The organism is Paraburkholderia franconis (assembly GCF_009362735.1).
Classification (GTDB): domain Bacteria; phylum Pseudomonadota; class Gammaproteobacteria; order Burkholderiales; family Burkholderiaceae; genus Paraburkholderia; species Paraburkholderia franconis.
This window is the reverse complement of sequence record NZ_WHNP01000020.1, coordinates 119206-133613: the sequence shown is the minus strand read 5'-3', so window position 1 is coordinate 133613 and position 14408 is coordinate 119206. Positions and strand designations below refer to the sequence as shown.

Annotated in this window: 13 protein-coding genes; 6 read left to right on the top strand and 7 right to left on the bottom strand. The window is 63.1% G+C overall.

The genetic code is table 11. The annotated features are described in order from the left end of the window. The first annotated feature begins 347 nt into the window (after positions 1-347). The 4 genes from GCT13_RS22135 to icmF all read left to right on the top strand — a co-directional run bounded on the left by GCT13_RS22135 (position 348) and on the right by icmF (position 7171). On the top strand, positions 348-938 hold the full coding sequence (locus GCT13_RS22135; RefSeq protein ID WP_152761625.1) for a hypothetical protein: 591 nt from the start codon (positions 348-350) through the stop codon (positions 936-938). Between the two features lie 517 nt (positions 939-1455). Beyond that, positions 1456-2535: a porin gene (locus GCT13_RS22130; protein ID WP_152761623.1), complete on the top strand. Its 1080-nt coding sequence runs from the start codon at positions 1456-1458 to the stop codon at positions 2533-2535. Positions 2536-2716: 181 nt separating this feature from the next. Next, the gene (locus GCT13_RS22125) at positions 2717-3655 is read left to right on the top strand and encodes a LysR family transcriptional regulator (RefSeq protein ID WP_152761621.1); all 939 of its coding nucleotides are present in this window, start codon (positions 2717-2719) and stop codon (positions 3653-3655) included. A 141-nt stretch (positions 3656-3796) separates the two neighbouring features. Next, positions 3797-7171, top strand: a complete 3375-nt coding sequence (gene icmF, locus GCT13_RS22120; RefSeq protein WP_152761619.1) for a fused isobutyryl-CoA mutase/GTPase IcmF — start codon at positions 3797-3799, stop codon at positions 7169-7171. A 62-nt stretch (positions 7172-7233) separates the two neighbouring features. On the opposite strand, the gene GCT13_RS22115 is transcribed toward icmF, so the two are convergent. After that, entirely contained in the window at positions 7234-8193 is a 960-nt protein-coding gene (locus GCT13_RS22115) for an NAD(P)H-dependent flavin oxidoreductase (protein ID WP_152761617.1), read from the bottom strand. 278 nt (positions 8194-8471) lie between these two features. Here GCT13_RS22115 and GCT13_RS22110 point away from each other — a divergent pair, with 278 nt between their 5' ends. Continuing rightward, positions 8472-9362 (top strand): alpha/beta fold hydrolase, encoded by an 891-nt coding sequence (locus GCT13_RS22110; RefSeq protein WP_152761615.1) that lies wholly within the window; start codon positions 8472-8474, stop codon positions 9360-9362. A gap of 30 nt (positions 9363-9392) precedes the next feature. Here GCT13_RS22110 and GCT13_RS22105 read toward each other — a convergent pair whose 3' ends face one another. Then, on the bottom strand, positions 9393-9878 hold the full coding sequence (locus GCT13_RS22105; RefSeq protein ID WP_152761613.1) for an Lrp/AsnC family transcriptional regulator: 486 nt from the start codon (positions 9876-9878) through the stop codon (positions 9393-9395). 113 nt (positions 9879-9991) lie between these two features. Here GCT13_RS22105 and GCT13_RS22100 point away from each other — a divergent pair, with 113 nt between their 5' ends. Beyond that, a complete protein-coding gene (locus GCT13_RS22100; RefSeq protein ID WP_152761611.1) occupies positions 9992-10891 on the top strand; it encodes a DMT family transporter in 900 nt (299 codons plus the stop codon). Positions 10892-11132: 241 nt separating this feature from the next. Here GCT13_RS22100 and GCT13_RS22095 read toward each other — a convergent pair whose 3' ends face one another. Genes GCT13_RS22095 through GCT13_RS22075 form a run of 5 tightly spaced genes read right to left on the bottom strand, consistent with a single transcriptional unit; the run spans position 11133 to position 14240 of the window. Next, positions 11133-12053, bottom strand: coding sequence for an MBL fold metallo-hydrolase (locus GCT13_RS22095; protein ID WP_152761609.1), 921 nt, complete (start codon positions 12051-12053; stop codon positions 11133-11135). Further along, entirely contained in the window at positions 12050-12520 is a 471-nt protein-coding gene (locus GCT13_RS22090; RefSeq protein WP_152761607.1) for a MaoC family dehydratase, read from the bottom strand. Before GCT13_RS22090 ends, GCT13_RS22095 begins: the two co-directional genes overlap by 4 nt. After that, positions 12517-12765, bottom strand: coding sequence for a DUF1289 domain-containing protein (locus GCT13_RS22085; RefSeq protein ID WP_152761605.1), 249 nt, complete (start codon positions 12763-12765; stop codon positions 12517-12519). The genes GCT13_RS22090 and GCT13_RS22085 overlap by 4 nt, the downstream gene beginning before the upstream one ends. Further along, entirely contained in the window at positions 12762-13292 is a 531-nt protein-coding gene (locus GCT13_RS22080; RefSeq protein ID WP_152761603.1) for a YbaK/EbsC family protein, read from the bottom strand. The genes GCT13_RS22085 and GCT13_RS22080 overlap by 4 nt, the downstream gene beginning before the upstream one ends. A gap of 21 nt (positions 13293-13313) precedes the next feature. Then, positions 13314-14240 (bottom strand): hydroxymethylglutaryl-CoA lyase, encoded by a 927-nt coding sequence (locus GCT13_RS22075; RefSeq protein WP_152761601.1) that lies wholly within the window; start codon positions 14238-14240, stop codon positions 13314-13316. Between the last annotated feature and the right edge of the window lie 168 nt (positions 14241-14408).

Below are 14408 nucleotides of genomic sequence, written 5' to 3'. Positions count from 1 at the left end.
GATTTCGGTATCGGCAAGATTGTCCGGACGCCCGTTTTTGGATGCATTTGGTGCGTCACTGTTCAGACGAATTCAGGTGTTCGAACAACTTCTTTTCAGCGCCTTTTCGGAGGGTTCCGCAAGTGATTTGTGGCGAAAAAGCGTCGCAGTAACAATGCGTTACAAGAGTGCCGCAGACCTAACATTTTTTGGCTCGACACCCCTTGGGGGCGCCAATAAATTACTGTTCGAAGGCCGTTGGGACATCGCGCGTGGCAAGTTATGCCGCGCCGCCGCGCCAGTCCCGGAACAAGCCCAGCCGTAGCTCGAACGGCGGGCTTTCAGGTGGATCGTCGGGCAGGTGAAACATGGTGCATGTAGGGCTGTCGAGGATCAAATGGTGGGGGACGAGCGCGCTGGTCATTGCGCTGACTTCGCTCGCTTACGCGAAGCCACCGTTCGCGTCCCACGAAGGGCATGGCTTCTTCGGCGGCGGCGCGGCTTATCGCGTCTCATCGTTTGGCGGCCCAGTCCACGGAAACCAGGTGCCGCGCGCAAACGTTTCGCCTGACGTGGCTCACGGCAGCCGGTATGCAAGAAACGACGCGCAGCACGTGCGCGTCAACGCGACCAGCCGAGCTGGCACGAGCGACGCGTATGCCGGCCACATCGGCGGCAGCGCGAGCCGCGACACCATGCAACGCATGACGCTTCCGTACGACGTCTACCGCAACCGTCCGTCGGCGCAATACGTCGGTACGCAATACGCCGGCGCAATCACGCCCATCAGCACCGATTCGCGTCCCGCGCCGCGGCCACCGGCCAATGCGCAATCGGCGCACGTCGGCTCCATCCGCGACGACGTTGCGCGGTACAACGAAGAACGCGGCGTCTCGCGTCAGATTCCCCGTCCTCCCGCCGACTCGCGTATTCCGGCGCCATCGCCGTATCGCAACTGAGCTTTTCTTCCCCCGTCAGTCGTGTCGTGCGTTTCAGCCTTGCTCATAAGGCTGGATCGAATCCCTCGCTCTCGCTCGCAGCCGTCTCAGGCCTCCCCTCGTCCCGAGCGAATCATTCACGCTGATGTGACGTAAGCACGCCACACATTTTTGAAAACGCTCGTCAGCGTTCACCGTTTCGTCATCAAATCTCGTCTTCGTTGCGGCAGTGCGTCATCCAACGGCGGATGCGCTTCGCATCGTTCCCGCTGCTGTAGAATCCGCGCGCCTCAAGGCGGGTACGCAGGTTTGCGGCATCGCGGAAACAGGATGCATTGGCAACGAGTATCAGGCCGAAAGTCGACCAAACTATTCAGTCCGATATACCGGCAATAAGTACAGCTATTTTTGTCCGCAAAAATGGTCCGCAAAGATTTGTCCAGCCCAGATTGGCTCGACGATTCAGACGGATAACAGACACGGACCGGCGAGCGCCCCGCCGCACAGCCACACCCTTTTGACAAAGACAGGAGAACCCATGAAAACATCCGTCAGCCGTGCGCTGAGAACAACCTTGAAGGCGGGCGCCGTCGGCGCATTGCTCGCCGCCGCGTCGGCTTCGTCGTTCGCGCAGTCGAGTGTGCAGCTTTATGGCCAGGTCGACGAATGGGTCGGCGCGACGAAGTTCCCGGGCAGCCAGACGGCGTGGAACGTGTCGGGCGGCGGTATGTCGACGTCGTACTGGGGCCTCAAGGGTTCGGAAGATCTGGGCAACGGCTACAAGGCGATCTTTACGCTGGAGGACTTCTTCCGCGCGCAGAACGGCAAGTTCGGCCGCTTCGATGGCGACACCTTCTTCGGCCGTAACGCGTACGTCGGCGTCGAATCGCCGTTCGGCACGGTGACGGCGGGCCGGCTGACCACGCACCTGTTCGTGTCGACGATTCTGTTCAACCCGTTCATCGACTCGTACGTCTTCTCGCCGATGGTCTACCACGTGTTCCTCGGCTTGGGCACGTTCCCGACCTACACGACGGACATGGGCGTGGTCGGCGATTCCGGCTGGAACAACGCGGTCCAGTATTCGACGCCGAACTTCAACGGCTTGTCGGGCAGCGCGATGTACGCGTTCGGCAATACGGCCGGCCAGAACAGCTCGAAGAAGTACAGCGCGCAGTTCCTGTACTTCCACGGTCCGTTCGCGGCGACGGGCGTCTATCAGTACGTCAACTTCAACAACACGCCGGCCGACCTCGGCTCGCTGGTCGCGGGCCTGAAGAGCCAGTCGGTTGCGCAGCTCGGCCTGTCGTACGACCTGAAGTTCGTGAAGTTCTACGGCCAGTACATGTACACGAAGAACGACCAGGACGTCGGCAGCTGGCACGTGAACACGGCGCAAGGTGGCGTGTCGGTGCCGCTCGGCACGGGCACCGTGATGGCGTCGTACGCGTATTCGCGCGATGCGGGGGGCCTCGACCAGATGCACCAGTCGGCGGCCATCGGCTACGACTACCCTCTGTCCAAGCGCACCGACGTGTACGCAGCCTATCTCTACGACAAGTACACGAGCCAGTCGTCGGGCTATACGGCCGGCGTCGGCATCCGCGCGAAATTCTGATCGGCGCAATAACCATCGAAATCGGCGGCGACGTCTCTCGAGGCGTCTGCCCGCAGGCCCTGTCTTCTTCACGGAAGGCGGGGCTTTTTTCTGAGCGATACCGCGCGGCCGCGCATTGTCGACGGCTCCTTGATAAAGTCCCGGGAATCAGCCCGATTCATTCCTGTCCCGAGCGACCGCCATGGATACCCTCGTCAGCATGAAAGTATTTCGCCACGTCGTCGAGGTCGGCAGCTTTGTCGGCGCGGCGGAGAAGATGGACATGTCCGCGGCGATGGCGAGCAAGCACGTGATGCATCTCGAACAGCAGCTCGGCGCGCGGCTCCTGAACCGGACCACGCGCCGCGTCGCGCCGACGGAAGCCGGGCGCGAGTACTACGAGCGGCTGAGTCAGGTGCTGACCGAACTGGACGAAGCCGAGCAGGCGGTGGGCGCGGCCAGCGTCGTGCCGCAAGGGAGGCTGCGCGTGTCGTCGCTGTCGGCGTTCGGCCTGCGCCATGTGATGAGCGCCGTCGCCGACTATGCGACGCAGCATCCCCAAGTGACCGTCGATATCACGCTGTCGGATCGCGTGGTGGAACTGATCGACGAAGGCTTCGACGTGGCGATCCGCGCATCGCCGACGGGGCTCAAGTCGTCGTCGCTGATCGCGAGGCAGGTGGCGACCGCGCACCTCGTGCTGTGCGCATCGCCGGAATACATCAAGCGGCACGGCGCGCCGAAGCGTGTCGCCGATCTCGCCGCGCACAACTTCATCGAGTACGCGGGCGTGTCCGCGCTGGAACTGGTGGCGGGCGCGAACGCGGGCAATGCGCGCGTGAAGGTGTCCGGCAATCTGATCGTCAATCATCTGGAAGCGCAGCGCGTCGTCGTATTGCAGGGTGCGGCGCTCGCGCTGCTCGGCACGGAAGTGATCGGCGACGATCTTGCCGAGGGCCGTCTCGTTCCGCTACTCGTCGACGAACTGCCGCCGCGCGAGCTGCCGATTCATGTCGTGTACGCGAGCCGCCGGCATCTGTCGGCGAAGGTGCGTTCGTTTGTCGATTTCATCGCCGAGCGCTTCGCCAGCGAGACGCTCTGGCCGACGCTCGATCAGATTCGCGCGCTGGCGGTGCGGTGAGTCTCCGAGTGCAGGCGGAGCGGCGACGCATCAGGCTCTGCTGAACGCCGCCCGGGCGATCGGGTCGTATCGTTATACTGGTTGCAGGCAGTACCCGCGAAGTAGGGACGAACGAACCTGACGATTCGATCCGGGGGAGACATGACCGATCTTTCCACGCCGCAGCGCATCGGCGACGACGCGCCTTCGGAGCAGGCTTCACAATCTTCCGCGCCACGCTCATCAGACGCGCAATCGTCAAGACGCCTGCGCTTCGTCACGGCGGCCGCGCTGTTCGACGGCCACGATGCGTCGATCAACATCATGCGGCGCATCCTCCAGGCGAGCGGCGTCGAAGTGATCCATCTCGGTCACAACCGCTCGGTCGAAGAAGTTGCGACGGCCGCCTTGCAGGAAGACGCCGACGGCGTCGCGGTATCGAGCTACCAGGGCGGCCATGTCGAATACTTCCGCTACCTGGTCGATCTGCTGCGCGAGCGGGGCGGCGAGCGGATCAAGGTGTTCGGCGGCGGCGGCGGCGTGATCGTGCCCGATGAGATCGCGGAACTCGAACGTTATGGCGTCGAGCGCATCTACTCGCCGCACGACGGGCAGCGACTCGGGCTGCAGGGCATGATCGACGACATGATCGCGCGCAGCCGTAGCGTGGCGCGATCCAATGCCTCGCCAGCGCAACTGGCCCGTGACCTTGAGGGCGCGCTTCATCGCGACGCAAGCCACGTCGCCGCATTCCGCAAGCTCGCGCAACTAATCACGGCGCTCGAAACGGGCGATGTCGACGACTCGACCCACGCGCAGCTCAACCAGCAAACCGAACAGGCGAACGTCCCCGTGCTCGGCATTACGGGGACGGGCGGCGCGGGCAAGTCGTCGCTGACGGACGAGCTGATCCGTCGCTTTCGCCTCGACTATGGCGACTCGCTGACCATCGCTGTGATCGCGATCGATCCGTCGCGGCGCAAGTCCGGCGGCGCGCTGCTGGGCGACCGGATTCGCATGAATGCGACGGGCGACTGGGGCAGCGGGGCGCGCGTCTTCATGCGATCGCTGGCGACGCGCGAGGCATCGAGCGAGATTTCCGACGCGCTGCCCGACGCGATTGCCGCCTGCAAGCTGGCGGGCTTCGATCTGATCGTGGTCGAGACATCGGGTATCGGCCAAGGCGATGCCGCGATCGTGCCGCACGCCGACAAGTCGCTGTACGTGATGACGCCCGAGTTCGGCGCGGCGAGCCAGCTCGAAAAGATCGACATGCTCGATTTCGCGGATTTCGTCGCGATCAACAAGTTCGACCGCAAGGGCGCCGCCGATGCGCTGCGCGACGTCGCGAAACAGGTGCAGCGTAACCATCAGAAATTTGCGTCGAATGTAGACGCGATGCCGGTGTTTGGTACGATAGCGTCGCGTTTCAACGACGATGGCGTGACGGCTGTGTACCAACATATCGCCAAGGCGCTGCGTGAACACGGGCTGCGCGAGAGCGACGGACGGCTGCCCATGATGGAAGGCGTGCGTCACTCGACGGGCCGCAACGCGATCGTGCCGCCGGCGCGCGGGCGGTACTTGTCGGATGTCGCGCTGACAGTGCGCGGTTATCGCGAGCGGGTCGAAGCGCAGTCGCAGCTCGCGCGTGAGCGTTGGCATCTCGAAGAAGCGCGGCGCATGTTGGATGAAGCGGACGGCAGCGTGCAAAACGCCGGCGCGTTCGATGCACTGATCGACGCGCGCACGTCGGAGATGGGCCAGCGCGAAAAGGTGCTGCTCGATTCGTGGCCGCGGACGGTCGCCGCCTATTCCGGCGACGAACATATCGTGAAGATTCGCGACAAGGAAATTCGCACCGCGCTCACCATCGAAACCTTGTCGGGCTCGAAAGTCCGCAAGGTCGCTCTGCCGGCGTTCAAGGACCCCGGCGAAATTCTGCGCTGGCTGATGCTCGACAATCTGCCCGGCTATTTCCCGTTCACTGCCGGCGTGTTTCCTTTCCGCCGCGAAAACGAAGACCCGACGCGCATGTTCGCCGGAGAAGGCGATCCGTTCCGCACCAATCGACGCTTCAAGCTGTTATCGGAAGGCATGCCCGCGAAGCGTCTGTCGACGGCGTTCGATTCCGTCACGCTCTACGGCGAAGAGCCGGACGAGCGGCCTGACATCTACGGCAAGGTCGGCAATTCGGGCGTATCGGTGGCCACGTTCGACGACATGCAAGCGCTTTACGACGGCTTCGATCTATGCGCGCCCGAAACGTCGGTATCGATGACGATCAACGGTCCCGCGCCGACGATACTCGCGATGTTCTTCAACGTCGCGATCGATCAGCAGATCGCGCTTGTGCGCGCGAAGGCGCAACAGGAAGGGCGCGAGCCGTCGCAACAGGAACTCGACGATGCGCGCCGTTTTGCACTGGAGAACGTGCGCGGCACAGTCCAGGCCGACATCCTCAAGGAGGATCAAGGCCAGAACACCTGCATCTTCTCGACAGAATTCAGTCTGAAAGTGATGGGCGACATTCAGGCTTACTTTGTCGAGCACGGCGTACGCAATTTCTATTCGGTGTCGATCTCCGGCTATCACATCGCCGAGGCGGGTGCGAATCCGATCTCGCAGCTCGCGTACACGCTCGCGAACGGCTTCACATATGTCGAGGCATATCTCGCGCGCGGCATGGCCATCGATGACTTTGCACCTAACCTGTCGTTCTTCTTCTCGAACGGCATGGACCCGGAATACACGGTGCTCGGCCGTGTCGCGCGGCGCATCTGGGCGGTGGCGATGCGCGACCGCTATGGCGCAAACGAGCGCAGCCAGAAGCTGAAGTACCACGTGCAGACGTCGGGCCGCAGCCTGCACGCGCAGGAAATCGACTTCAACGATATCCGCACGACGTTGCAGGCGCTGATCGCGATCTACGACAACTGCAACTCGCTGCACACGAACGCATTCGACGAAGCGATCACGACGCCGACGGAAGACTCGGTGCGCCGCGCGGTCGCGATTCAGCTGATCATCAATCGCGAGTGGGGACTCGCGAAGAACCAGAATCCGAACCAGGGCAGCTTCGTCATCGACGAACTGACGGATCTCGTGGAAGCCGCCGTGCTCGCGGAGTTCGACCGGTTGACGGAGCGCGGTGGCGTGCTGGGCGCAATGGAAACGGGATATCAGCGCGGACGCATCCAGGACGAGTCGATGCTGTACGAGCATCGCAAGCATGATGGTTCGTATCCGATCGTCGGCGTGAATACGTTCGTCGGCGCGCACGCGCACGATGCGCCGCCGCCGATTGCGCTCGCACGCTCGACGGAAGAGGAAAAGCAGGGACAACTGAAGCGGCTGCGCGCGTTCCAGTCACGGCATCAGGACGAAGCGCCTGCGATGCTCGAACGCCTGAAGCAGGCCGTCATCGACGATGAAAACGTGTTCGCCGTGCTGATGGATGCGGCGCGCGTCTGCTCGCTCGGGCAGATCACGCACGCGCTGTTCGAAGTGGGCGGACAGTATCGGCGGAATATGTGATGCCTTGATACGAAGGCCGCGCGCCGGAACGCGCGGCCGCCCGACGAGCGGGATCAACAGCCTTAGCGGCCGATGGCGAGGCGCGCCTTGGCCGCGTCGTACTCCTGCTTCAAACGCCCGACGAGTTCAGCGACGCTCGGCACGTCGTGCATCAGCCCCACGCCCTGGCCCGCGCCCCAGATGTCCTTCCATGCCTTCGCCTTGTCGCCGCCGAAATTCATCTTCGACTTGTCGGACTCGGGCAACGCATCGGGATCGAGACCCGCACTCACGATGCTCTCGCGAATGTAGTTGCCGTGCACGCCGGTAAAGAGATTGGTGTAGACGATGTCGGCGGAATTCGCGTTGATGATCGCCTGCTTGTAGCCTTCGACGGCATGCGCTTCTTTCGTCGCGATGAAGCGCGTGCCCATGTACGCGAGATCGGCGCCCATCGCCTGCGCGGCGAGAATCGATCCGCCGTTGGCGATCGAGCCCGACAGCACGATCGGCCCGTCGAAAACACGCCGCACTTCTCCGACGAGCGCAAACGGCGACGTCGTGCCCGCATGGCCGCCCGCGCCTGCAGCGACGAGAATCAGCCCGTCGACGCCCGCGTCGAGTGCCTTTTGCGCGTGGCGCAGATTGATCACGTCATGCAGCACGATGCCGCCGTAGCTGTGCACGGCATCGACGATCTCCTTCGCGGGCGCGCGCAGGCTCGTGATGAAGATCGGCACCTTGTGCTCGACGCACACGCGAATGTCGTGCTCGAGCCGCGCGTTCGACTGATGGACGATCTGATTGACGGCGATCGGCCCGATGATGGCATCCGGATTGGCCGCCTTGTGCTCGGCGAGCGACGCCTGGATCTGCGTCAGCCATTCGTCGAGCAGTTCGGCCGGGCGCGCATTGAGCGCGGGAAACGATCCGACGATCCCCGCCTTGCACTGCGCGAGCACGAGCTCCGGATAGCTGACGATGAACATCGGCGAAGCGACGACGGGCAGCGCAAGGTGCTGCAGGACGGCGGGCAATGCCATGGTGCGACTCTCCTGATCGACGTGCCGGCGCCATTGGCGTCCGGCGATATGAGTGTAGCGGCTGCGGCCTGCGCTTTGCGCGCGATGTTTGCGGCGCCGCGCCGTTCACAATGTACGTTTAAGAACGGTCGTTCGATTATAGGCGAGTCTCGCGCGCACTGCTCGCACGGTGGCGTTCGAAGGAGTGTTCAGGTTCTACGAAAGCGTGGGCTATGCCACTCGCGCGCTCGCGCCAGCCTTCTACAATGCCCAGACCCACAACGACAACGAGAGCCGACATGCCCTTCAAGGACTTCACATCTTTTCGCGTCAAGGCCGGTGACGTCGATATTCATGGAGTCAAGGGCGGAGCGGGGCCGCCCTTGCTGCTGCTGCACGGTCATCCGCAGAACCATCTGATCTGGCATCGCTGCGCGTCCGAGCTTGCCGCGCATTTCACCGTGATCGCCACCGATCTGCGCGGCTACGGCGCATCGGCGAAACCGCCGAGCGATGCGACGCACGCGCCGTATTCGAAACGCGCGATGGCCGCCGACCAGGTCGCCGTGATGCGTCACTTCGGCTATGAGCGGTTTCTCGTGTGCGCGCATGATCGCGGCGCGCGCGTCGCGCACCGGATGGCGCTCGATTTTCCCGGCGCCGTCGAACGTCTGATGCTGCTCGACATCGCGCCGACGCTCGCGATGTACGAAGCCACCGACCGCACCTTCGCGACCCTTTATTTCCACTGGTTCTTTCTGATTCAGCCGGAGCCGCTGCCCGAAACACTGATCGAAGGAAATCCGGACGTCTACGTCGACCGCGTGATGGGCAGCCGTCACGCGGGCCTCGCGCCGTTCGCGCCCGAAGTGCTCGCCGAATATCGCAACGCGCTGCGTCAACCGGGAGCCGTCCACGCGATGTGCGAGGACTACCGCGCATCGGCGACGATCGATCTCGATCACGACCGCGCCGATATCGAGCGCGGTCACAAGATCGGCTGTCCGTTGCGCGTGCTGTGGGGCGAAGAGGGCGTGATCGAGAAATGCTTCGAGCCGATCGCCGAATGGCGCAAGGTCGCGCGCGATGTCAGCGGCCGCGCGCTGCCGTGCGGCCATTACATTCCCGAAGAGGCGCCCGCCGAACTCGTCGCCGAAATGCTGGCGTTTTTCGAAGCCATCGAGCTTTGATTCCTAAAGAGGCACGCGTCGCTCGCCGGTTCAGGCGAGCGGCGGCAAGCGACGCGGCACGGGCGTCGATTTGACGATGGCCGTGCTCGTTTCGGCACGCTCGGTCACTTTCGACAGAATCTCGTCGAGCTGATCGATCGTGCGTAAATACAGCCGACAGATAAAGCAATCGTCGCCCGTCACCTTGTCGCATTCGACAAACTCGGGAATGCGGCGAATCACGTCTTCCACCAGATGCAGCTGGCCGGGCAACGGCTTCACGCGCACGATTGCCTGAAGCGTGTAGCCCAGCGCGCGCGGATCGATCTGCACCGTGAAGCGCTCGATCACGCCTTGCGCGTCGAGACGGCGCAAGCGGTCGGCCGTCGCCGGCGCCGACAGGCCGACGTTGCGCGCGAGTTCGCTGACGGGCTGACGCGCATCGTCGGCGAGCGCGGCGAGCAGCAGGCGATCGGTATCGTCGAGCGTTGCGGGCGCTGGCATCTGCTTCGAAACAGGAGTAAGGCGCTTCGTCATTTTGGCCTTCACTTTTTAAGTCGATTCCCTTGATCGCCTCATTTTAGAGATGTATCCGCCGCTTCGGATTAATTACACTGCTCGCAAGATGTGATTCTTCTGGAGAGTTTCAGATGCCTTCCACCCACGAAGTCCGGCGCGGCGCGCTCGAGATGACGCTTGCGATGCTGATGTCGGGAACGATCGGCTGGCTGGTCGTTTCGTCGCAGCAATCGGCGTTGAACGTCGCGTTCTTCCGGTGTCTGTTCGGCGGCGTGACGCTGCTTCTGATCTGCGCTGTGCTCGGACTGCTCAAGCGCAGGCTGTTCTCATGGAAGATGATCCTGCTGGCGACGCTCAGCAGTGCCGCCATCGTCGTGAACTGGGTGCTGCTGTTCGCCGCTTACTCGCGCGCGTCGATCTCGATGGCGACGACTGTCTACAGCACGCAGCCGTTCATGCTCGTCGCGCTCGGTGCGCTGGTGTTCCGCGAACGCGTGACGGCGTCGACGATCATGTGGCTGCTGATCGCGTTCGTCGGGCTCGTGTTCGTCGTCAAAGTCGAGCCGGCCGTGCTCGCGGTGCCGGGGCAGTATCTGCAAGGCGTCGCGTATGCCGTGGGCGCGGCGTTTCTGTACGCGGTCTCGTCGATCATCACAAAGCACTTGAAGAACACGCCGCCGCACCTTATCGCGCTGATCACCGTGACGACGGGTGTGGTCGTGCTCGCGCCGTTCGTGCAGTACGACGCGCTGCCTTCGACGGGCACGCATTGGCTGCAACTCGTCACGCTCGGCGTCGTCAACACGGGGATCATGTACGTGCTTCTATACGGCGCGATCCAAAAGCTGCCGACGGCGACGACGGGCGCGCTGTCGTTCATCTACCCTGTCGTGGCGATCGTCGTCGACCGTGTGGCGTTTGGGCAGAAGCTCGCGTGGATTCAGGTGCTTGGCGCAGTGCTGATTCTTCTCGCGGCGGCGGGCGTCAATCTTGGCTGGCGCATTGTGCCGACGCGCCGCTACTCGATATAACGGCAGTTCATACCGATAGTACGGATTCCGAATAAGCACACGATCTGATTCGTCGGACGTCATGATTCTGTAGGGAAATCACCGATGCGTCCGAAAGCTTCGCGCAGGTATCATTTTGTCGACGCTGATCACGTCAACAATAATTGTGCCGCTCGAACTGAAAGCCGAGCGGCTTTCTTTTTGTACGCTCGTTCGCGCCGATCGGCATCATCTTGCGATCGCGCTCTCATGCTTCAGCCAATCATGCTGCGCGCGCACTGATTTGCGCGCCGTCGAAGCGCAGCGGCCCGTTCTCATCCGCCATACCCTCGATCAGTTCGTGCAGCAGCGCTGGCCACCCGCTGCGCGGCTTTAGCATCGACGCGGCGGCGCGCATCGCGCTCGCGTCGTCGAGCATGCGCAACAAGGCGTCGAACGACAGCGTGCGCGCGTCGAGCAGCTTGAACACGATCAGGACTTTCAGCGCATTCTTCGCGTTGCGCGCGGGATCGGCGCGCAGCCACGCGACCCGCGACAACGCGCGATCGAGCGCAGCCCGCACATCGGAGAACGGCGCGCCGTGGCCCGGTATCACCGTCTTCACGTCGAGCGTGCCGATCAATTCGAGCACGGCTTGCTGTTCCGCGAAGCCGCTTTCGCCTTCGAGCTCCGGAAAGATCACGCCGAAGCCGTTTTCCCACAGAGCGTCCGCGCTGATCAGCAACTGCTGCCCGGCGCAGTAGAGCATCAGCGAATGCGGATCGTGTCCCGGCGCGCCGAGCACTTCCCAATCGAGCGCGCCCAGCGTGAGTCGCGCACCCGGCGTCAGCGTGCCGGAAAATGCGAAACGTTCACAGTGCTGGCCCGTCGCACGAAATGTCAGGCGCGTCTCGTCCCATTCGCGCACTGGGTCGGCTTCCGTCGATGGAATCAGCGTGCGGCACGGCCACGTTGCTTGCAGCCGCGCATTGCCGCCGCAGTGGTCCGAATGCAGATGCGTGTTGACGATCAGATCGAGCGGCCTTCCGTCGAGCGCATGCCGAACGAGCGCCACCGTCTGATCGGCATGCGACGCGTAGCCGGTGTCGACGAGCGCCGCGCATGCATCGTCGATCAACAGCACGTTGTTCGACGACAGCCAGCCGCGTTCGAACACGCGTACCGAGCGTGGCAGCGCGATCATGCCCTGTCTTTCCGTTCGATGTTGGATGGCGTCTGCGGCTTCGGCATCACGAGTATGGTCGACTTGCCGATCAGGACCGTTTCGCCACGCTGATTGACGACGTTGCCTTCGAGTTGCGTCAAATCGCCGTTGAGACTCGCCTTCCAGAACGCGCCGACGATGCGCCATGTCATCGTCAGCGTGTCGTCGCTATGGACGGCCTTCTTCAGCTTCATGTCGAATTCGAGTCCAAGCGGCTGCGCGTACGTCGAGAAATGCGTGGCGAGCAGCGCCATGAAGTGCGCGGTAGGCTGTGTGCCCGACGCGATCAGGCCGCCGAAGCGGCTCTGCGCGGCATACGCGTCATCGTGATGCAGCGGGTTCAGATCATTGACGATCGTCGCGAACGACTTGATCGAATCAGCCGATACGCTCAGCGTCGCGCTGAACGTATCGCCGATCCTGACGACGCGCGGCGGTGTGTTCATTCGCTTGCCTCGCGCCGCTGTCGTTGCTTTGTCATCAGATCGGCGTGACGCCGTTCGATCTCGTCCCATACTGCGCGTTTGGCGGCATCGTCGAACGAAGACCAGTTCGCGATCTCGTCGATCGTGCGCAGGCAGCCTTCGCACAGGCCATTGGCCGGGTCCATCCGACACACGTTGATACAGGGCGAAGGAACTGGCGCGATGCTTTGCGCCGCGCTGCGGGTGTGAACCGAATCGGCGGTCATGCCGTCTCGCGCAGCGCCACATCGACGACGGGCGCGCCCGTCAGCGCAGCGAGTTCCTGCGGCGTGAGATTGAACACTGCGTGCGGATGACCGGCGGCGGCCCACAGGCTGTCGAGCGTGAACAGATCGGCGTCGATCAGTGTGACGGGCGGCGTCGCATGGCCGATGGGGCACACGCCGCCGATCGCATAGCCCGTTTTCTCGCGCACGAACTTCGCGTCGGCGCGCGCGATGTCGCCGACCTGCGCGGCGACCTTCTTCTCATCGACGCGATTTGCACCGCTCGCGACGATCAGCACGGGCGCGTCGTCTTCGCGGCGACGGAAGAGGATCGACTTGGCGATCTGCGCGATCGAGCAGCCGAGCCCCGCCGCAGCTTCCGCCGACGTCTTGCCCGTTTCCGGCAGCATCACGATTTGCCCGGCGTGGCCGCGATCGCGCAAGAGCAGCGAGACGCGGCGCGCCGAATCAGGCAGCGAATCGAAAGCAGTCGCTTGAGGCGTTTGAACTGTTGCGTTGTCCGTCATTTCTTTTGTTCCTTTGATGCGTCACACGCAGGTGGCCTTTTCGCTGCGCGCTTTCGCCAGCAGCGCTTTGCCCGCGCGCGATACGTTCGGCTTGCCGATCGAAGTCGAAATGAAATCGCCGATCTCGACGACTTGCGCGAGATCGATGCCCGTCTCGATGCCGAGTCCGTTCATCAGATACAGCACGTCTTCCGTTGCGACGTTGCCCGTCGCGCCCTTCGCATACGGACAGCCGCCGAGCCCCGCCACCGATGCGTGAAAAATCTCGATGCCTTCCTGCAATGCGGCGTAGATGTTGGCAAGCGCCTGGCCGTAGGTATCGTGGAAGTGGCCCGAAAGACGTTCACGCGGAAACACCTGCGTGACGGCCGCGAACACTTCTTGCGTGCGCTTCGGCGTGCCGACGCCGATCGTATCGGCGATATCGATCTCGTCGCAGCCCAGCGCGGCGAAGCGCTCGACGACGTCGACCACGGACGCGACGGGCACGTCGCCCTGATACGGACAGCCGAGCGAGCACGACACGCTGCCACGCACGCGCAAGCCTTTTTCTTTTGCGGCTTGCGCGACGGGCACGAAGCGTTCGATGCTTTCCGCGATGCTGCAATTGATGTTCTTCTGCGAGAACGCTTCGCTGGCGGCGCCGAAGATCACAATCTCGTCGGCGCGCGCGGCGACGGCGCCTTCGAGGCCGCGCATGTTCGGCGTCAGCACCGAGTAGATCGTACCTGGCCTGCGTTCGATGCCCGCCATCACTTCGGCGCCGTCGGCCATTTGCGGCACCCATTTCGGCGATACGAACGAAGCCGCCTCGACATTTCTGAACCCGGCCGCCGACAGCCGGTTGATCAACTCGATCTTGACCTCGGTCGGCACGAATTCCTTCTCGTTTTGCAGTCCATCGCGCGGACCGACTTCGACGATTTTTACTGCTTGTGGCACAGCCATGTCTGTCTCCTGTGTCGACCGGAGTTGGCGCTTTAGCGCCGTACTCCGGTCCCATGCAAGGCGGTCGACCGGAGTTGGCGCTTTAGCACTTACTCCAGCCCCATGCAGAGCACCTGCTCCGGTCCCATGCAACGCGGTCGACCAAAGTTGGCGCTTTAGCGCCTACCC